This is a genomic window from Peribacillus sp. N1, from assembly GCF_054600815.1.
Map to the genome: position 1 here is coordinate 1,227,343 of NZ_BAAHZO010000001.1, position 19,325 is coordinate 1,246,667.

Annotated in this window: 20 protein-coding genes; 9 read left to right on the top strand and 11 right to left on the bottom strand. The window is 39.7% G+C overall.

Annotated features, from left to right (window positions below):
- Positions 1 to 122: 122 nt before the first annotated feature.
- Positions 123 to 965, bottom strand: coding sequence for a non-homologous end joining protein Ku (ku, locus tag ACYP5M_RS05805; protein WP_101225214.1), 843 nt, complete (start codon positions 963 to 965; stop codon positions 123 to 125).
- Between the two features lie 150 nt (positions 966 to 1,115).
- Here ku and ligD point away from each other — a divergent pair, with 150 nt between their 5' ends.
- A complete protein-coding gene (gene ligD, locus ACYP5M_RS05810; protein WP_459734777.1) occupies positions 1,116 to 2,963 on the top strand; it encodes a DNA ligase D in 1,848 nt (615 codons plus the stop codon).
- 417 nt (positions 2,964 to 3,380) lie between these two features.
- Here ligD and dapF read toward each other — a convergent pair whose 3' ends face one another.
- The 4 genes from dapF to ACYP5M_RS05830 form a co-directional block, all read right to left on the bottom strand.
- Positions 3,381 to 4,367 carry a diaminopimelate epimerase gene (gene dapF, locus ACYP5M_RS05815; protein ID WP_459734778.1) on the bottom strand — a complete coding sequence of 329 codons (987 nt, stop codon included), beginning with the start codon at positions 4,365 to 4,367 and terminating at the stop codon, positions 3,381 to 3,383.
- Between the two features lie 182 nt (positions 4,368 to 4,549).
- Positions 4,550 to 5,851: an NCS2 family permease gene (locus ACYP5M_RS05820; protein ID WP_101225217.1), complete on the bottom strand. Its 1,302-nt coding sequence runs from the start codon at positions 5,849 to 5,851 to the stop codon at positions 4,550 to 4,552.
- A gap of 157 nt (positions 5,852 to 6,008) precedes the next feature.
- Positions 6,009 to 6,581: a beta-class carbonic anhydrase gene (locus tag ACYP5M_RS05825; protein WP_101225218.1), complete on the bottom strand. Its 573-nt coding sequence runs from the start codon at positions 6,579 to 6,581 to the stop codon at positions 6,009 to 6,011.
- Positions 6,582 to 6,670: 89 nt separating this feature from the next.
- Complete coding sequence (locus tag ACYP5M_RS05830; RefSeq protein ID WP_434167152.1) at positions 6,671 to 7,465, bottom strand: hypothetical protein; 795 nt, start codon at positions 7,463 to 7,465, stop codon at positions 6,671 to 6,673.
- 288 nt (positions 7,466 to 7,753) lie between these two features.
- On the opposite strand from ACYP5M_RS05830, the gene ACYP5M_RS05835 reads away from it, so the two are divergent.
- Complete coding sequence (locus ACYP5M_RS05835; RefSeq protein ID WP_452445241.1) at positions 7,754 to 7,882, top strand: hypothetical protein; 129 nt, start codon at positions 7,754 to 7,756, stop codon at positions 7,880 to 7,882.
- A gap of 87 nt (positions 7,883 to 7,969) precedes the next feature.
- Here ACYP5M_RS05835 and ACYP5M_RS05840 read toward each other — a convergent pair whose 3' ends face one another.
- Positions 7,970 to 8,290, bottom strand: a complete 321-nt coding sequence (locus tag ACYP5M_RS05840; RefSeq protein ID WP_034311189.1) for a DUF4870 domain-containing protein — start codon at positions 8,288 to 8,290, stop codon at positions 7,970 to 7,972.
- 207 nt (positions 8,291 to 8,497) lie between these two features.
- Between ACYP5M_RS05840 and ACYP5M_RS05845 the strand changes: the two genes are divergently transcribed.
- The 4 genes from ACYP5M_RS05845 to ACYP5M_RS05860 all read left to right on the top strand — a co-directional run bounded on the left by ACYP5M_RS05845 (position 8,498) and on the right by ACYP5M_RS05860 (position 11,420).
- A complete protein-coding gene (locus tag ACYP5M_RS05845) occupies positions 8,498 to 9,277 on the top strand; it encodes an undecaprenyl-diphosphate phosphatase (RefSeq protein WP_101225332.1) in 780 nt (259 codons plus the stop codon).
- 332 nt (positions 9,278 to 9,609) lie between these two features.
- A complete protein-coding gene (locus ACYP5M_RS05850) occupies positions 9,610 to 10,164 on the top strand; it encodes a GNAT family N-acetyltransferase (RefSeq protein WP_101225221.1) in 555 nt (184 codons plus the stop codon).
- 205 nt (positions 10,165 to 10,369) lie between these two features.
- On the top strand, positions 10,370 to 10,762 hold the full coding sequence (locus ACYP5M_RS05855; protein ID WP_434167154.1) for a CidA/LrgA family protein: 393 nt from the start codon (positions 10,370 to 10,372) through the stop codon (positions 10,760 to 10,762).
- Positions 10,737 to 11,420: an LrgB family protein gene (locus ACYP5M_RS05860; protein WP_101225223.1), complete on the top strand. Its 684-nt coding sequence runs from the start codon at positions 10,737 to 10,739 to the stop codon at positions 11,418 to 11,420. The genes ACYP5M_RS05855 and ACYP5M_RS05860 overlap by 26 nt, the downstream gene beginning before the upstream one ends.
- Before the next feature lie 43 nt (positions 11,421 to 11,463).
- On the opposite strand, the gene ACYP5M_RS05865 is transcribed toward ACYP5M_RS05860, so the two are convergent.
- Both ACYP5M_RS05865 and ACYP5M_RS05870 read right to left on the bottom strand, forming a co-directional pair.
- Positions 11,464 to 11,607 carry a DUF2639 domain-containing protein gene (locus ACYP5M_RS05865; RefSeq protein WP_101225224.1) on the bottom strand — a complete coding sequence of 48 codons (144 nt, stop codon included), beginning with the start codon at positions 11,605 to 11,607 and terminating at the stop codon, positions 11,464 to 11,466.
- A 52-nt stretch (positions 11,608 to 11,659) separates the two neighbouring features.
- Positions 11,660 to 12,748, bottom strand: a complete 1,089-nt coding sequence (locus tag ACYP5M_RS05870; protein WP_459734779.1) for an undecaprenyldiphospho-muramoylpentapeptide beta-N-acetylglucosaminyltransferase — start codon at positions 12,746 to 12,748, stop codon at positions 11,660 to 11,662.
- A 193-nt stretch (positions 12,749 to 12,941) separates the two neighbouring features.
- Between ACYP5M_RS05870 and ACYP5M_RS05875 the strand changes: the two genes are divergently transcribed.
- Both ACYP5M_RS05875 and ACYP5M_RS05880 read left to right on the top strand, forming a co-directional pair.
- Complete coding sequence (locus ACYP5M_RS05875) at positions 12,942 to 14,054, top strand: mechanosensitive ion channel family protein (protein WP_232783017.1); 1,113 nt, start codon at positions 12,942 to 12,944, stop codon at positions 14,052 to 14,054.
- Between the two features lie 609 nt (positions 14,055 to 14,663).
- On the top strand, positions 14,664 to 16,019 hold the full coding sequence (locus tag ACYP5M_RS05880) for an MATE family efflux transporter (RefSeq protein WP_101225226.1): 1,356 nt from the start codon (positions 14,664 to 14,666) through the stop codon (positions 16,017 to 16,019).
- Between the two features lie 48 nt (positions 16,020 to 16,067).
- On the opposite strand, the gene ACYP5M_RS05885 is transcribed toward ACYP5M_RS05880, so the two are convergent.
- A complete protein-coding gene (locus tag ACYP5M_RS05885) occupies positions 16,068 to 16,841 on the bottom strand; it encodes an SDR family oxidoreductase (RefSeq protein WP_434167155.1) in 774 nt (257 codons plus the stop codon).
- A 158-nt stretch (positions 16,842 to 16,999) separates the two neighbouring features.
- Here ACYP5M_RS05885 and ACYP5M_RS05890 point away from each other — a divergent pair, with 158 nt between their 5' ends.
- Positions 17,000 to 17,467 carry an Hsp20/alpha crystallin family protein gene (locus ACYP5M_RS05890; protein WP_452445243.1) on the top strand — a complete coding sequence of 156 codons (468 nt, stop codon included), beginning with the start codon at positions 17,000 to 17,002 and terminating at the stop codon, positions 17,465 to 17,467.
- Between the two features lie 200 nt (positions 17,468 to 17,667).
- Here ACYP5M_RS05890 and ACYP5M_RS05895 read toward each other — a convergent pair whose 3' ends face one another.
- The gene (locus ACYP5M_RS05895) at positions 17,668 to 18,414 is read right to left on the bottom strand and encodes a CAP domain-containing protein (RefSeq protein ID WP_452445244.1); all 747 of its coding nucleotides are present in this window, start codon (positions 18,412 to 18,414) and stop codon (positions 17,668 to 17,670) included.
- 458 nt (positions 18,415 to 18,872) lie between these two features.
- Positions 18,873 to 19,310 carry a FixH family protein gene (locus ACYP5M_RS05900; protein WP_434167157.1) on the bottom strand — a complete coding sequence of 146 codons (438 nt, stop codon included), beginning with the start codon at positions 19,308 to 19,310 and terminating at the stop codon, positions 18,873 to 18,875.
- Between the last annotated feature and the right edge of the window lie 15 nt (positions 19,311 to 19,325).

Below are 19,325 nucleotides of genomic sequence, written 5' to 3' on the forward strand. Positions count from 1 at the left end.
TCATTCCCTATTCAAATACCTCCCTGTAAAGTCACTTTCATTCCCTTATAAGAGGCCTGATTCCTTGCTAAAACAAGCAGAAAAGCCGAGCGACACCATATGTCTTCCGCTCAGCTTCCTGTTTAAGCTTGTTTCTTTTTTTTTGGTGCCGCTTTCTTTCGGGTCGTCTTTTTCTTTTCCGGTTCATCATGTTTCGTACGGTCAATGGATGCCTGTAATGCCTCCATTAAATCGGTTACATTGTTGGAAACTGGTTCTTTTGTTTTGGCTGTAATCGTCGTCTGTCCCGTTTTCTTTGATTCAATCAATTCAAGTAACGCGGTTCGATAGTCATCGGTGTATTTTGTCGGATCGAAAGTGGTCGTTAATTGATCTATTAATAATACGGCAGTATCGATTTCTTTTTTTGCAATGGTATCATTGGCGGGGATATTCGGAACATCCGCTGTGGAACGGACTTCATCCGGATAATGAATCGTTTCCATCACCAAGGTATTATCAACGACTCGGATTACCGCCATTTGTTCTTTAGAGCGAATGATGATTTTTGCTAATCCTACCTTATTCGATTCCTTGAGGGCCTGCCTCAAAAGGGAATAAGCTTTTATCCCTCCATCATTAGGGGACATGTAGTAACTCCGATTGAAATAAATGGGATCTATTTCTTCAATTTTAACGAAATCCACAATTTCCACGGCTTTTTCTTCGTTTTGTTTTTTCAGTTGCTCTAGTTCATTGTCTTCCAATACAACAAATTTTCCCTTTGTATACTCAAAAGCGCGGACTATATCATCCTTACCCACTTCTTTCTGGCATACCGGACAAACTTTTTCGTATTTAATCGGTGAATGACATTCCTTATGCAACGTCCTTAAAGAAATATCCTTATCCTCCGTTGCAGCATGAAGTTTTATCGGAATGTTCACCAAACCGAATGATATGCTCCCCTTCCACATCGTATGCATATTCGTCACCTCATAACTTATTTTTAAAGAGAAGAACAATTTTATTATTCCCCTTTGTTCAAAAAAAACCGAAAAAACAATTGCCAACTCTAACACTTCGTTTTTTTGGCAAAATAATGTTAATCAATTATTTGCGGAGGTGATACAAAAATGAAACCGATGCTGCCAACATATTACCCAGAAGCCCCCAGCTCCAAGGATTGGCGTTATGAAGTCAAATATGACGGCTTTAGGGCTATTTTAACGATAGACTCCGATACCATAAGCATTTCAAGTCGGAACGAGAAGGAATTATCACCACAATTCCCAGAAATCATTGCTTACATCAAAGAACTGGACCTGGAAGAATATCTCCCGCTTCAGTTGGATGGAGAATTGGTCTGGCTTACCAATGAAGCGAAAGCGGACTTTTTTCAAATACAGTGGCGAGGACGCCTTGGTAAACAATCCCTAATATCCGAAAAATCCCGCTTTTCCCCATGCCGGTTTATAGCGTTTGACCTGCTTCGCAACAACGGAAAAGACTTAGCAGCTAAACCTATGGAAGAACGTAGGGAATTGATGTTGAATATGGGGGCAAAACTTGGCTTTCCTATTCCGCCTGATCCCAACGATAAGGCTTTGATACAATTAATAGAAAGTTTTGACGTTTTGGAAAGTGCCTTGAATAAGGTCACCCTATTAGATGGCGAAGGGGTTGTCGCCAAGGAAATTAGGGGTACTTGGCAAGAAGGAAAACGTACTACATCTTGGATTAAGGTGAAAAACTGGAAAACCGTTTCTTGTTTCATTACAGCATTGCACAAAGAAAATGGTTATGTTTCCCTCGCAGTTTTCAAGGAAGGTGCCGTAACGAAAATCGGAAGTGTTAAAAATGGACTGAGTGCTCAAGATAAAAGTATATTGCATCAACTGATAAAGCAAAATGCATCAAACGAAGACGCACAATTTTTTTATATCCATCCATCCATTTGCATAGAAGTTCAATTCTTACACGTATACGAGGAAAATGAATTGCGTGAACCCCAGTTTTCGCAATGGCTTTTACAAACGACTCCCGATGAATGTACCTGGGAGAAATTTGTGCTAGGTCAATACACATTTCCAGATACGGTACAAATAACTTCCAGGGATAAACCGCTTTGGATAACTGAAGGTAAACAGGTGGTAAAAGTTGAATACCTTCATTATTTACGAGAGGTTTCAGCTTTCTTCTTACCCTACTTGAAGGATAAACTGCTTACGACGATCCGCTATCCTCATGGCACTTTGGATAAAGAAAGATTTTTCCAGAAAAACAAACCTGATTATGCGCCGGCTTTTATTAAAACGTTCATGGATGAGGATATCGAATACATGCTGTGTAACGATATTGAAACGCTTCTTTGGTTTGGTAATCAGCTTGCATTGGAATTCCATGCCCCATTTCAGAAAGCGGGTAAAACAAGACCTGACGAAATCGTCTTGGACTTGGATCCCCCATCAATCGAATTTTTCTCCTTTGCAATAAAGGCCGCACAGGAAATTAAAAAAGTGATGGAATCATTAAGGATTAAAGCTTTTGTAAAAACTTCAGGTAATAAAGGACTGCAAATTCACATCCCACTGCCTGAAGACAGATTTACTTATCAGGAGACACGCATATTCACCGACTTTCTCGGTGACTACTTAACAAGTTCCAATCCAAATGATTTTACAACCGAAAGAATGAAAATAAATCGGCACAATCGACTTTACTTGGACTTTGTACAGCATAGTGAAGGAAAAACCATCATCCAGCCTTATTCCCCACGGGGAAATTCTTTCGCAGGTGTGGCTACTCCTTTGTTTTGGGAAGAAGTGGACGAAAATCTCCAGTTAAAGGACTATACGATTGAAACCATCCCAAACAGAATAAAAAGGGATGGATGTGCTTTTGTGGATTACAGACTTGTCGATAATGGACCAGCCTTTTTGGAAGTTTTGTCGTTCCTAAAACAAAAAAAAACCAACAACTGAAGTAAACCCAAAGAGTCAGAAGTCGCTTTATTTATTAGGCAACCTTGAGGGAATGTAAAATGTAGCGTTGGAACGTAGGGCACTCGCTTTTCTTCGGGTTTGTCAACCTAATGGGATTCGAAATGGTCCCATCCCGAAACCCTTTCTCAATTTAATACAGAGAATACAAGACTGGCTTTCACTACATGATTTTTTACTGTTTTATATGAGATGAAAACTCACTGGATTGAAGAAATTTGCGACACTCCTGCCGAATAACTGGCTAGCCGAGACCCCACAGGCGCTTGAGCCTAGGAGGCTTGGCAGACACTCGGCGGAAAGGGGACCGATTTCTGAAATCAACTGCAACTTTTTCAAATAAGAAAACTGCAGGCAAACTCGCTTTTCTTCGAGTTTGCCTACAGTTTGAAGATTTCTTTATAATTTTGTTTTCAAATAACTTTGCACTTCATCCTGAAGCTTGGCATATAAGCTTGTTTCCAATTCAAAATCCTCTTTTTCAAGCATTTCAAATTTTTCAGGCTGATCTAAATCTATTTCAATCGATACCTTGAATTCATAAGTTGCGTTCCCGATTAAATCAATTGAATACTTTTGGCTTTCTTCATCATGATGGACGACACATTTCACTTTTCCGCCGTTATTGTAGACAGATATTTCACTTTCCAACGCGTTTAAACCAACAGAGTATGTTACAAGGCTTGAAGCCGACATCGCCGTTCCACATGCATTCGTGAAGCCTACTCCCCGTTCGAATGTCCGCACATAAATGCTCCCTGGTTCCAGCTCTTTCACAAAGCTGACATTGACACCATCAGGGAAAAGTTCATTTGGTTGATTGACCTTTGTTGAAAGTTCTTCCTGCAAATCACTTTGTAAAACATCACTATCGACGAGTGTGATCAAATGTGGATTAGGAACCGCCAATGCCGAAAATAGCAGTGTATCATGAAGTTCCGACAATGGTTCGTTTTGCAGCTGTTCTTTAGCCAATACAAGAGGTAGATCCTTCACATTGAAACTTACTGGTGAAATTTCCACCTTGAAAGTCGGAATGCCCTCATAAATATCTTCCGTTTTTTCCACGAGTAGATCTGCCTTCATGGTTTCCACGATCATTTTATCTAGCCCTAGAACGTCGTTCGCGTAACGTGCAACACAGCGAAGTCCGTTGCCGCACATCGAGGCTTCAGAACCATCCGCATTAAAGACACGCATCCGGCAATCGGCATGTTCACTTTTCATTACGAACAAAATACCATCCGCTCCAAGCTTCTCCCTATTGCATAGGGCCTTCGCGAAATTTTTCCGCTCTTCTTCAGTAAACGTCAGGGTTGTAGTCAATTCATCAATGATTAAGAAATCATTTCCTGAACCATGGCTTTTTAAACCTTCAATAATCATCCTGTCACATCCTCTAATATGCTGCTTTTCATTTATCATTTTTTAATATTCTATATCATAGCATTTTCAAGATGGATGTGTCATCGCGTAAATCACATTAAATCCATTTTTTCCAACGAAAAAACAAATAAGAAGAGCGGTTGGAATAAGAATTAACTCATTCCAACCGCTCTTTTGAATAATTAACCGATCATACCGATGATGAAATAGACGATAAACATTCCGGCACTCACATACATCGGGGCTGACACTTCTTTTGCTTTTCCGGTTACAAGCTTCAAGAAAGGGTACAGGATGAAACCGAATGCCATTCCATCGGCAATACTGTATGTGAAAGGAATGATCGTGATGATCATGATTGCAGGTATGCTCTCGGTTAAATCACTGAAATTCAGCTTTTTTATGTTTCCGAGCATCAAAATGCCAATGATAATCAAGATGGGGGCAATGGCGCTGTCAGGGATTACTTTAATCACCGGTATAAATAACAGTGATAGAATGAATAGCACGCCTGTCACCACTGAAGTAAAACCAGTCCTGCCTCCTGATGCGATTCCAGCTGCCGTTTCTACTGTTGCAACGGTAGGACTAGAACCGAATAAGCCTGATAATAGAACGGACACACTTGTCGCCTGCAGCGACTTTTTATAGGCATCCTGGCGGTTGATACTGTCTACATGCCCGTGTACAAGACCAATATTTTCAAAAACAAGAACCATCGTCATCGCAAATACACTTATCCAGAATTCAATCCGGTTTGCTTCCAGGAACGATAATGAAAAGAAAAGATCGCCGTAGGAAGCTGTGTCTATGCCTGAAAAATGGATATCCGATAGTTGAACCGTCCCGAACCAATAGGCAATGAGGCTGCCTGCCAGGATGGTAATCATGAAATTACCGGGGACATTCTTGATGAACAGCGTGATTGCCAATAAAAAGGTCAACACCGTTGCACACACCGCTGGATCGCTTAAATCTCCGAGTGCGACGATTGATGATGAACCTCCAGTGATTATCCCGCCCTTTTCAAGACCGATTAGCATCAAGAATAAGCCAAGACCGACAGATATGGCTTCTTTTATCGAACTTGGAATCGAATCACTGATTAACTTAGAGTATTTTGTAAAAGCGATGATTACAAAAATTACCCCGGAGATAAACACAGCACCAAGAGCCGATTGCCAAGATAGACCCATTCCTTGAACCATGGTATAAGCAAATAGGGCATTTACGCCCATTCCTGGAACGAGAAGGATTGGGACATTCGCCCAAAGTCCAATCATGACACAGCTTAAAGCAGATAAAAGAATCGTGGCGATCACTGCACCATTAATCGGTATGCCCGCTTCCGATAAAATCAGGGAATTCACGATGAGAATATAGACTATCGTAAAATAGCCGACCACTCCAGCAAGGATTTCACGTTTTCCATTCGTTCCATAGTCGGAAAAATGAAAAAACGTTTCCAAGTTTAATTTCTTCATGTTGTATCCTTATTAAATTTATCCCTCGCCCACCCGTTTGTATTAGTGACAAACTACACTTGGCGATTTTAACAAAAAAAAGGATAAAAATAAATAGCAATGATAAAAATTTGAAAAAAAACTGCCGGGAATGATCCCGACAGCCTCGATGAATATATTATTTTTGTTCTTGCGAATATCCATCTACTACCAATTCCAGCTTCCCTGTATCAGGCGAAATGATTAGACCATGCACAGGAATATTTTTAGGGATCAAAGGATGTCCTTTAATCACTTCGACGCTGTTCTTACAACTTTCATAAACATCATCAAATCCGCGAAGCCAATTGCGGATATCGATTCCTGCAGCTCCCAGTGTATCGATGGTGCTCTTTGGTATATCACGTTCGATCATCTTGTCCATTACAGAATCGGCATCGACTGATGCCATTCCGCAGTCATGGTGAGGTATGACCAATACTTCATCTGCCTTTAGCTCATAAATAGCAACAAGGATACTCCGCATCACACTTCCGAATGGGTGGGAGACGATTGCCCCGGCAGTCTTCAGGATTTTGACATCGCCATTTTTGACATTCAAGGATTTTGGCAATAGTTCAACGAGCCGAGTGTCCATACAGCTTATGATGACCATACGTTTCTCAGGAAACTTGTCCGTTCTATACTTAACATATTCACCTTTTTCTACAAACTGTTCATTATAATCAAGAATCTCATTAAGTAAACTCATAATTTACCACCTTTTTATTATGTATTTAATCTATGTATCTCCTATTATTATATCAAATATTTAAAAGATTTGCTAAAGGGTAACCATAGTCAATTTGAACGATGATTCAGAGTGGCTGCACAGAACCCAAAGACGATGATTTTAGGAATTTCAGCAACATTTGATGAAAAAGAAAGTATGGGTGTATTAGTCTTGAATCGTTTCCCCCACTCCAAAGGCATCCAGCCTTCTTGATATGAAACGATCTTTTCCCCGTCTTTTGTGACAATCTCGAATGAATTAACGCTCCCCGGCATTTCAATGGGCATCCATTCCGTACCGTCTGCCTTATAGATCATTCCATTGATTTTCACGAATGACCTATTTTCTTGATACGATCCTATAATGCCGCCCTGGTCATCCATGATCGTCATTTTATTGAAAAGCCCCCTTTTGATATGGTACTTAGCCAGCAAACGCCCTTCATGGTCCACCAGTTCATAACGCTTGGTCATGAGCATCGACAAGAAATTGGGTATCATCCACATGAACCACTTCATATTCAAATCCCGTATCTCGCCCATCAGTGACCCATCAGGCGCAAAAAGGAGCAGGCGCAATGTCGGTGCTGGCATAAAAGTCAATAAAACATGTTCATTTTTTAATAACCCGGAATTCGTCCCGACGAGTTCATCAGGCAATTCCTTCATTCTATTTTCATATATCCGATGACTGATAAATTGGACAATGCTAAAGAAAATAAAAGGAGACGTGATCAATAATATATTGCCCGGTATCATCGCAAAAATATGGCAAATGAAAAATACAAATGCCAAAAGAAGAGATATCCAAGATGCATGAAAATTTGAATTGCTCGTTTTCTGATAAAATTCACGTATATTCATATCCCGCTCTGCTCCTCACCGCTTACAAGAAAGATTGCCGCCTTAAGGGCGGCCATTTTAGCAGTACAACAATCCGCCCGGCATCCACTTCCTAAAAGTGCATGGAAGTAGTTTTCATAATACTTTATTCGCTTTAATGTGATCTATTCCCTTTTTAATGAAGGGCATTTCCCAACACGGTTCAAATAAAAAAGGACTCCGAATTGAACGGAATCCTATTGTAGACAAAATGGCTTCTACCCAATTTTAAAAACAAGACTAATGTCTTTTTAATGATTCCTTATTGGATTGAAGAAATTTGCGACACTCCTGCCGAATTACTGGCTAGCCGAGACACCGCAGCCGCTAGGCGAGGAGGCTTGGCAGGCAGTCAGCGGAAAGGGAGCGGATTTCTTCATTCCACTGGAACGTTTTTAAATAAAAAACTGCAGGCAAACTCGCTTTTCCTCGAGTTTGCCTGCAGTCTGAAAACACTCCGAATGAACGGAATCCTTTTACATCATTCTATAATATCCTGAAAATCAACGGGAACCTGTAATCCGTTCCCTCATAAGCCCTAACAGCAGCTATGATGGTGAATACGACTAAAGCTATCCCGATAACCGGCAATAGCAAGAATCCAACCAATACTATAGTGAGTATCCCTGCGACTATTGAATATACGGTGTAGGAAATGAAAAAATTCAAGTATTCCCTTCCGTGATAATCCACAAATTGTGACGAGTCCTTCTTCAATAACCAAATCACCAAAGGACCGATAAATGCTGTAAAAAAGCTGATCACATAAATAAGGGCAGCAAACACTCTTTCATCTTTAGTAGGCATAGTGTCTTCTCCTCCTTTCTCATATGAATAATTACGAATCAAATGAAAAATAGTTTCATTTTCCTTTCATTTTATTCGAAAACAGGTAAAATTGGACTGCTTTTTCTTGATATAGCAAATAAAATCCGGACATGTTCATCATTCTTGTGCATACAGTTTAAATAATGGATTGTCCTATACCTTCTAGAATGGAGTGATGTTTTTTTGCTGAATGAATTTCAAGCCTTCATCCTTGGGATCATTCAAGGCTTGACTGAGTTTTTACCTATTTCAAGTACTGGACATTTATATTTAGGACGGCATATTTTCCATCTTGACGAGGCCGGAATTTTTCTGGATACCATGCTCCACATCGGAACATTGCTGGCGTTATTGGTCGTCTATAAGAATGACATAATTGCCATTTTGAAAAATCCTTTCTCCAAAATGACTCTGCTTCTCATTGCTGGGACGATTCCTGCAGTGATTGCCGGCATTTTACTCGGGGATTGGTTTGATGGCCTTTCAAAAACAGGTGTCACCATTGGCTGGGAATTTTTAGCGACCGGACTGATTTTATGGGTAGCGGACGGAGTGAAAAAAGGGGCCAAATCCCTTAATGAAATTTCCATTAAAGATGCGCTGATTATCGGTACCTTCCAAGCTGCTGCCATCATGCCGGCTCTTTCGCGCTCCGGCCTAACGATAGCCGCCGGTCTCTTCTGCAGATTGGATAGGGCCACTGCAGCCTATTTTTCCTTTTTGCTTTCAATTCCTGCCATTACGGGGGGCATCGTATTTCAGATGAAACCGATTTTTACTGGAGATGTTGAACGGCTTCCACTCACTGCGCTTTTCGTCGGAACCCTGGCCGCAGCAATCTTTGGTTATATTGCAGTAGTATGGATGATCGATTTCTTAAAAAAGCGTTCACTGAAAATATTCTCCATTTATGTATGGGCCCTCGGCGCAATCATTTTATTCATGCAATTCACAGGTGAATTTTAAAGAAAAAGGCGGGCGAAAAACCAGTTTTTCAAGGAAAAATGCAGACGTTTGCCTACCGATTTCGCCCTTCAAGAAAAAGTTGAAATTTGACGAAAAAAAAAGGCAAAAAACCTATTCCCAAACCGTTTTTTTTTTAGTATTATACCTTCGTAAGGTACTTTAGATTTGCATATTTTCTGACAATAAAAATAGGGAAGGCAAATGGTGCGCCACCGGTTTCCGGTTCTAGTGGGTTCGATTCCCACCCCGAAATTTTTTGATGAACGACTTAAAAAATTTCGAGGGTGGGCAGCGACTACGCATAAGAACTGCCCTCAAACGGAGGGACGGAAATGTTAAAAAAGAGAGATTTCACAGATTGTTTTTCTCTTTATGAACAAATGACGCATCCAGATGTCTTCCCTTTCGTGCGCCATAAGGTAGATTCATATGAAGAATATGTTTTCATCACTAAGCAAACGATCGAAGCCGAAGATGCTGGGCAACTCATTTCACGAACAATCTTGGATGAATGGGAAAATCCCATCGGTTGTATTTCTTTATATGATATTGAAAATGGTGCAGGTTTCTTAGGCACATGGCTTGGCAAGCCTTATCATGGAAAAGGTTATAATGCCATTGCAAAAGACGCTTTCTTCAAAGAGCTTTTTTTCGAGCTCGGTTTGGAAACGGTCTTCATGCGTATTCGCAAAAAAAATATCCGCTCTATAAAAGCTGCAGAAAAGCTTCCCTATGCCGTCAATGCCAACGAAACAAGAAAATCCCTTTATGATCAAATCAATCATGAAGAAGATATCTACGATTTGTATGAAATCCCTAAAGATTTATACACCTTTCATATCCTTAGACAGCATGATGATGACGAACAGCAGTTACTTGAAGCATAAAGCGAAGAACATTTCAATTTGGATTTGTTTATCTTTTCATATAATGGCCGGAGCTTCCAAACCTGGAAAGCTCTTTTTTCCATTTACATAGGATGTTTAAGATAGATTGCTGCAAATCCCTATTCTTTTTAGGGATATTTTTTTATAATGAATACAATTGACCAATTCATCAATATATTCAAAGCGTCATTGAAAGGACTTAATCATGAAAAAAACATTTGCTTTTATCGTGCAGCTTATCTTCCTGCTCATCATTTGCAAGCTCGGCTATTATTTAGCCAATTTACTTCAATTACCCGTACCAGGCAACGTCATCGGCATGATTCTGTTATTCGTTTTATTACAGACGAAGGTTATAAAAGTCGAATGGATTGAACTTACTTCAGGATTTTTGGTAAAGCACCTAGCCTTTTTCTTCATCCCCATTTCAATCAGTTTAATGACAATGGGATGGCTTTTCATTAAATTCGGTTTGCCATTGGCACTTACATTGGGAGTCAGCTTGATATTTGGATTCATCGTTTCAGCTTGGACTGTTCAGAAGCTATCCCATAGAGGAGAGGTTAAGCAGCATGACAGCGCTCATCACAACATATAGCATCTTGATAACCATCCTTGCCTATTTCATTGGAAGGAAAATATATGCTAAACATCCATCACCTTTTACGACGCCCGTATTTTTCAGTACTGTTACGATAATTCTCGTATTGCTGATCAGCGGTTTGGACTTCGAAGATTATTCACCGGGAAAAGACATCATAACCTATTTCCTGGGACCGGCTACCGTTGCTTTGGCCGTACCACTTTATAAGAATAGAAAGATAATCGTTAAATATGCAATGCCGGCAATTAGCGGCATGATATTTGGTCTTATGGTCACATTGATCATTGCCTTCGCCATCGCTAAAGCATTTTCTCTTCCGCAATTCATACTCCAAGGATTGGCGGTTAAATCCATTACAGTGCCCATCGCTGTTGAAATCACTGAACTTTATGGCGGAAATTCCAATATATCAGCAGCCTTCGTCATTTTGACTGGGGTGCTGGGTACGATGATCGCTCCAAAAATGATGGATAAACTAAACATTACGATGCCCTTCGCTCGTGGTATCGCTTATGGTACGATCGCTCACGGTCTCGGAACTGCTCAAGCTGCCCAGGAAAGTGAGTTCACCGGGGCTGTCGCAGGTGCGGCAATGGCTATCGCAGGTATTCTTATTTCCTGTTTTTTTCCTTTTATAAGTAATTTCCTATAAAAAGAACCGCAACGTCAACGACGTTGCGGTTCTTTTTTATGATTTATCTTTTTTGCAAATCGTCGTATAATCGCCTAAGAATATAGGTTTTATACAGCTCCAGCTTTTTTTTCTCAATTGGATGATAGCTTATCCCTGCAGCTTTTAGCTGCTGAATGAACCATCCTTTGGAATATTCATAAGCCATTCTACCCCCTCCTCTGTTCGAAAAAGATATGCTTCATAGAGGGGATTGATACTTATTTTTTTGCAGCCATTACTTGAAGTAATAATTCATACATTTCAGCTGCCGTTTTGAATGGGCGTTTCTGACGCATTTTTTCCTGATATTCATTCGATTGTTCCAATAAATCCGCTAATGTAGCATTAAAAATCCGGTCATTTAACTCTTCTTCTTGAATGACTTTACAAAAGCCCTGTTTTTCAAAGCTTGACGCATTCAGAATTTGATCTCCGCGGGATGCATTGGCACTTAGAGGGATAAGCAGCATCGGCTTTTGCAAACCAAGGAATTCAAAGATTGAATTTGAACCTGCCCTTGACACAACGACATCAGCAGCCGCCAAAAGATCGAATAATTCTTCATGTACGAATTCAAAAGGAGCATATCCCCTTTGTTTCAACTCCGTTTTCACATTTCCCTTCCCGCAAATGTGTATAATCTGGTAATCCTTTAATAAAGCATCTAGGTTATCTGTAATCATATTATTGATTTTAACGGCCCCAAGACTCCCGCCCATAACGAGTAACACCGGTTTGTTATTCGTGAATCCACAGAATGTCTTACCAGCTGTAGCGCGTCCCTTAAAAATCCCATCGCGCAATACAGCGCCTAGATACATGGCCTTATCTTTCGGAAGGTCTTTTTCCGTTTCCTGGAAAGTGGTGAAAATTTTCGATGCAAGTGGCATGGCAATCTTATTAGCCAGACCAGGCGTATAATCCGATTCATGTATCGCAATCGGTATTCTCAGCATCCTGCCTGCCAAAACGACTGGAACCGAAACGAATCCACCTTTAGAAAAAATGAAATCCGGCTTGGTCTTTTTTAATATTTTTCGTGCATCAAAAATCCCTTTTATGACCCGGAAAGGGTCTTTCATATTTTCAACTGATAGATAACGTCTGAATTTACCTACGGAAATCGTTTCATAACGGACCTCGGGAAATTCCGTTTCGATGATATTTTTTTCAATGCCTTTTTTTGAACCAATATAAGTAACATCCCAATCATGCTTTAAAAATTCCGGGATGATTGCTGCATTAACAGATACATGACCGGCAGAACCGCCTCCGGTAAATACTATTTTCTTAGTCAATATTTCCACCTTCCAAACTTAAAAAATCACTTTGCATCCATATTACCATATATCCCTGCCATTAATAACTTGAAAAAGTATTCAGTGAACAGCAAAATCCCCGTGAGGAATGTAATCATCGATTATTTTTCCTTTTTCAGCATGAATATATTATAATCTTAGTATTCTACAATACTACAAGATACATTGGAGGAGTAATACATTGCAAGAAGTTTCTGAATCACTCGATCAATTTGATGGAATCGAAGCCTGGACCAAATTAGGAATATCCATTGGCATTTTTCTAATCTTCCTTTTGCTTCGGAAAGTATTTACTACATATATATTCAAGTTCTTTCTACGAATTGCAGAAAAACGTAAAGTAGAATTTGCCGCCAACTTAATGCTCGCTATAGAACAGCCGGTAAGATGGCTTATCGTTTTGATTGGTGTTATCATTTCACTGCACTATTTTCCGATTGACTCACCTTCGGTTGAATTAAGATCGAAAATATACAGATCATTTTTTGTCTTCTTAATAATTTGGACGATTTTCAATATCAGTTCGATCTTAACCATTTTATTTCCGAAATTGGTAAGTAAATTCGGGCTTGAAGTCGATCAAATCGTCATGCCGTTCTTTACGAAAATCATAAAATTAATCATCATTGCTTTTGGTGCCTCCATCATTGCTGAAGAATGGGGATTTAATGTCGATGGATTCGTTGCAGGGCTTGGATTGGGTGGATTGGCTTTCGCTCTTGCCGCTAAAGATACAGTCAGCAACTTCTTTGGAGGGATCGTCATCGTTACCGAAAAACCTTTTACCATAGGAGATTGGGTCAAAACTCCAAGTGTTGAGGGAACCATTGAAGACATCACATTCCGAAGCACCAAAGTTCGGACTTTTGCCCAAGCTTTAGTTACAGTCCCAAATGCGACCCTTTCGAATGAACCGATCATCAACTGGTCCAAGATGGGAAAAAGACAGATTGCCTTCCATTTAGGTGTGAATGTCACGACACCAAAAGAAAAATTGGAAAATGTCATTAAAGACATAGAAAGAATGCTGATTGATCATCCTGAAGTCCATCCGGAAACGATTTTGGTTAAATTTGATGAGTTCAGTCATTCCGGTTTCAATCTTTACCTTTATTTCTTCACGAAAGCGACGGACTTTGGAGGATATTTATCAATCAAAGAAGATGTGAACTTTAAAATAATGGAGATATTGGAACAGGAAGATGTACAAATTGCCATTCCGTCCCAAGCCTTCATTCTTCAAAAAGACTCAAATATGGAAGCCATGAATGATTTTGAATCCATGCGCGACTGACAAAAGGACTTGCCCAAAAACGGAAAGTCTCAGAATGTAGACAACCTCGATGAAAATCGAGGTTGTCTACATTTTTTTATGGCTTGTACAAATTTTGACATTGATTATAACGTAAGACACTCGCTTTCCGCGTCCAGGAGGAGCCTCGCACACCCGCTCCAATCAACTTTGTTTTAACTTTTAGATAGAACCCTTTTGCCTAAAGTCTTTATTGTTTTAAAATAGACTAATTAACACTTGAGGTGATGAGGATGCTTTCTAAACATGATTCTATTCAGCGAGATCAACTTGAAATGGTTACTTTAGATCTTTAAAGTGTCGTTTAATTTTCCCCGAACATTGAGATATGAGGCACTTTCCATATCGCACTCTTTCACATGTGTGGAATCCACGTATACTTGCTCTGCACTTATTAACTTAAATAAGTGAAAAATCAAAAGGGGTTCTGAATTTTTTAATTCAGAACCCCTTTTGTCTACAAGCTGAGACCTGCCCAAAACGGCAAGTCTTTTTTAGCTTCAAATAAAAACTCTTAAAACATCACATGCTTATGTGATATAATTCTTTCATTGTGTTGAAAATTGCAAATATTGATATTGAGGTACTTTAATGAATCAGACTTATACTAAATCACAAAAGATCCGCCTGTTATTTTATATATTGATACCTATCCTGATAACCCAAATCAGCATGTATGCCATGACCTTTTTTGATGTGATGATGTCAGGACAATACAGCACTCAGGACGTTGCTGGCGTCTCCATCGGCAGTTCGCTATGGACACCCGTATACACGGGGCTGAGCGGGATATTGATTGCCTTAACGCCGGTGGTTTCACAGCTGGTCGGTTCCAGGCAGTCTAAATCCGTTTCCTATTCCGTGATGCAGGCCATTTATTTAGCTGTCACTTTAGCCTTATTCATATTAATCATTGGGGCGTTTTCCTTGAACCCCGTATTGAATGCCATGGACCTTGAAGATAGTGTCCACATGGTTGCTCATGATTATTTGATTGCACTTTCACTCGGTATCATTCCTTTATTCGTTTATAATGCGTTAAGGGCCTTCATTGATGCTCTGGGGCAGACCAGGATATCCATGATAATCACCTTATGTGCACTCCCGGTAAACGTCCTTTTTAATTACCTATTAATCTACGGGAAGCTTGGATTCCCCGAACTTGGCGGTGTCGGTTCGGGGTACGCCACTGCCATTACTTATTGGTTAATTGCCTTGGTGGCCATCCTTGTTGTAATAAAAATCAACCCGTTTTCGACATATAAGGTTTTCAATGAATTTTTCCGGGTTTCCTGGAAAGAATGGCGTGCCTTATTATTGATTGGAGTACCCATCGGGCTGGCTATCTTTTTTGAAACAAGCATTTTCTCGGCCGTCACCCTCTTGATGAGTAAGTATGATACCGTCACAATAGCATCGCATCAGATTGCCATGAATTTTGCCTCCCTGCTTTATATGATACCGCTAAGTATATCCATGGCTTTGACGATCGTCATTGGATTTGAAATTGGGGCAAACCGTTATAAAGATGCAAAAGTGTATAGCTGGATTGGCATTTCGATGGCCTTGACAATGTCGCTCGTTTTGTCGACCATCCTATTCCTCTTCCGTGAACCTGTGGCTTCTTTATACACAAAAGATCATGAGGTAATGATGCTGACTTCACATTTTTTAATATATGCCATCTTCTTTCAGATATCGGATGCCCTCCAGGCACCTATTCAGGGTATATTGCGTGGTTATAAAGATGTTAATGTCACATTTGCGATGTCACTGGTCTCCTACTGGATTCTCGGGCTTCCCATTGGCTATGTTTTCGCAAAGTATACAGATATGGGAGCCTTTGGGTATTGGATTGGCCTAATTACCGGCTTGGCTCTCGGAGCAATAGGCTTGGCGGCTCGCTTACGGTTCATACAGCAAGTGAAATATAAAAAAATGGCGTAAAAAAAGAGTGGGGCTGGATTACCGGCCTCACCCTTTTTCATTCTCACGCTAGGCTTTATATATTTTCCCGAGAACATCCTTTCCGCCTGTTACCGGTATGATGCTGCCGGTAATGAAATCTGACTCCTCATCACAAAGAAACGTGACGACCCTCGCTATATCTTCGCCTGTACCCGGTCTGCCGATTGGAACCGTACCATCCTTTTCTGCTCTCGCGCCCCTGATTTCCCCCTCTTTCCAATCACCTACTATATCACCAGGACAGACCATATTCACGGTAATGCCATGTATAGCTTCTTCGGCAGCTAAAGTTCTTGTCAAGGAGGTCAAGCCGCTCTTTGCCGCGGCAAAAGCAGAACGATAAATCCATCCTGGTGCAGTTTCACACCGTTCAAACCCTAATGTAATGACTCTGCCCCAGTTTCTACTTCGCATTTGCGGAATAAGTTCCTTCGCAAAATAGAAAAAACCGTTTAAATTCCCATCCATGATGTACTTCCATTCATCACTGCCATATTCAGTCATGTGTTTACGATCATGCATATATGGCCCTGCGTTATGAATGAAGATATCAACATGGCCAAAGACCTCCAAAATCTTTTGCAAAATATTCCGGCAATCTTCTTCACTTGACGAGTCACCTTGAATCGCAAGTGCCTTTACATGGTATTTTTCCTGTAATTCATCCACTAATGCTAAAGCTGCCTTTTTACTTTTTCGATAAGTAATGATAATGGCCATTCCATTATCCGCGAGTGAAAATGCCATCCTTTTGCCGATTCCCGTTGCTCCACCAGTAATAAAAGCTACTTTTTCATCCACAGGCCTACCCTCTTTATCTAATGGATTTTACTTAATTATACATAAGTTTATTCCGTTTTCTATAATTTAGTAATTATATAAAAGAACCTATGGGCTTTAGCTGCATAAAATATAACAAATAAACCTGTCAGACCATAAGCAGGAGAGAGGAATTCAATATGTTTCCTTGGAATTCACTTTTTTCTTTTAAGAATAACCCGAACCAAAAGGATTTCATGAAAAATATGCAGCAAAGTGATGTACAATCATTCATTGAAAAAGTATTTTCACAAGTCATACCTGAAAATATGCAAGGTATGATGAATCAAAATGATGGCCGCTCACAAAAAGAAAATGCCAGATCTGAACATCCTTTATATGCCGAAGTATTTGAAACGCATTTATATGTCTTCGTAAGAATTCCAATAGAAGATGAATCTTGGCTAAAGAAAATGAAACTTTACCATACATCTAACCAATCCATCATCGAGGGGATTCCTGAAGAGTCAGATCGGCATGTCATAACACTCCCCGCACCTGTAAAGAAAAAAGGGGCATCAGCCCAATATAAAGAATCAACATTGGAAATACGTCTTCAGAAAAGTTTCAATACACAGTATTCAGAAATCGATGTATCCGAGATATAAGTTGCTACACACCGGGACCTCGCTGATGATAAGGTGCGGTTCCAGTTATTTCTTGGTTCAATTTTTTTAGATTTGGGTACATTATAGAGAACCAATCGATGTCACAATTGATTTTATTCCATGGAAAGGAATAATCTGATCCATTCTCGCAAAAAAAAAGCGCACCCCATGTTAATGGGATGCACTTTTCTATTAATCTATTATTTTCCGATGAATTGTTGAGTCCAGTAGTTACCAGATTCAACGTAACCTACTCCAATATGAGTAAAGCTAGAATTCATGATGTTTTCACGGTGTCCTTGGCTATTCATCCAAGCTTGTACCACTTCTTCAGGTGTTTGTTGACCTTGTGCGATGTTTTCACCAGCTGATGTATAGCTGATTCCGAATTGTTTCATCATATCGAATGGTGAGCCGTAAGTTGGGCTATTGTGATCAAAGTAGTTTTTATCTTTCATGTCTTGAGACTTGATACGTGCAACTTTGCTCAACTCAGTGTCGATTTTAAGAGCTGCCAAACCTTGTTTTGCACGTTCTGCATTAGTTAATTTAACAACTTCTTGTTCAAAAGCACTTAATTGAGAGCTTGTCTCTTGTTTTTCATCAGTTGATTTATTAGGTGTTACTGGTTTTGCTTCAGGTTTTGCTTGGTTCGTTGTTCCAGTTTCTTGCTGAACCGGTTTTTGAACTGGTTTTTGAACTGGTTTTTGAACTGGTTTTTGAACTGGCGTTTGAACTGGCTTTTGTTGTGCCTGCGCTGCAGGTAAAGTGATATTGTATTTAGCTAGGTATTGGTTAAGGACTTTTTGCATATCCTCTTTATTAGTAGATTTAAAAGTTACTTGTTTCACAGTATCACAGTTGGCTGCTTCAGCTTGGTTAGCTCCTACTCCTGTGAATATAATAGCTGCAGCCGCTGCTGCTGACATAAACATTTTCTTTTTCATTCGTATTTCCTCCTGTGATGTTCGTTTTGTGTTGTGCTTTGCTTCTGGAATTATCATAACATGCACTTTTTGTAATAAATGCACCAGCAATTTCCATCGAATTTAACAGGATACGAAAGAGAAAATATTATTATCCTAGTTTCAGAGAAAACTTGCAAGAATGCTTTACCTATCTATGTTTCTTTCAGTGGTATATATACTCATATTTTTCCAGCCCTTACTTGTCAATGGTAGTTACATAGAACCATTTCCATTGAATACTAATAACTTTTTGTTGACATATCGTATTTAACCAACTTAATATGACTTTCATTACTTTTATGTTACAAATTTTTCGATTTAACTTCGACGCTCCGTCTTTTGTCCCGATCATTTCTACCCTATTGCCTTGGTCCATTTTTCAAAAAAAAAACAATTCGGATTCACTTCCGAATTGTTTTGAGTTTGATGGTCATTCATCATTTCATTTCTTCATCATCCATCTCGTCCATTTCTTTTTTTTCGCCACTTTGTTCAGGAGTGCTTGGTTTGCCTATTACGAATTCTTTCTTTGGCATGTTGTGCATATCCCTTGCAGTTACATGAGCATATACATAGTAGGTTCCTTCTTCATCAAAATTCTTTTCCAATTCATATATGCCATTCCCTTTATGTTTCACTGCGATCTTGTCATGATCATCGCTATTTGCAAGCCAAATTTCAAAACTGACATCATCCGCATCTGTCACGGCTTCGTCCCCATATGTCACTTTTGCCTGAAATTTCACAGGCTCATTCACTTTACCCTGAATTGGATTGACAGCTAAATCGACATTTAACATTTTCGGAATTTCCTCTTCCTTGCCGCATCCAGCCAAAAAAATTAACGCCATGCAAAATAACATGATTTTTTTCATTTTTGAACGTATCCC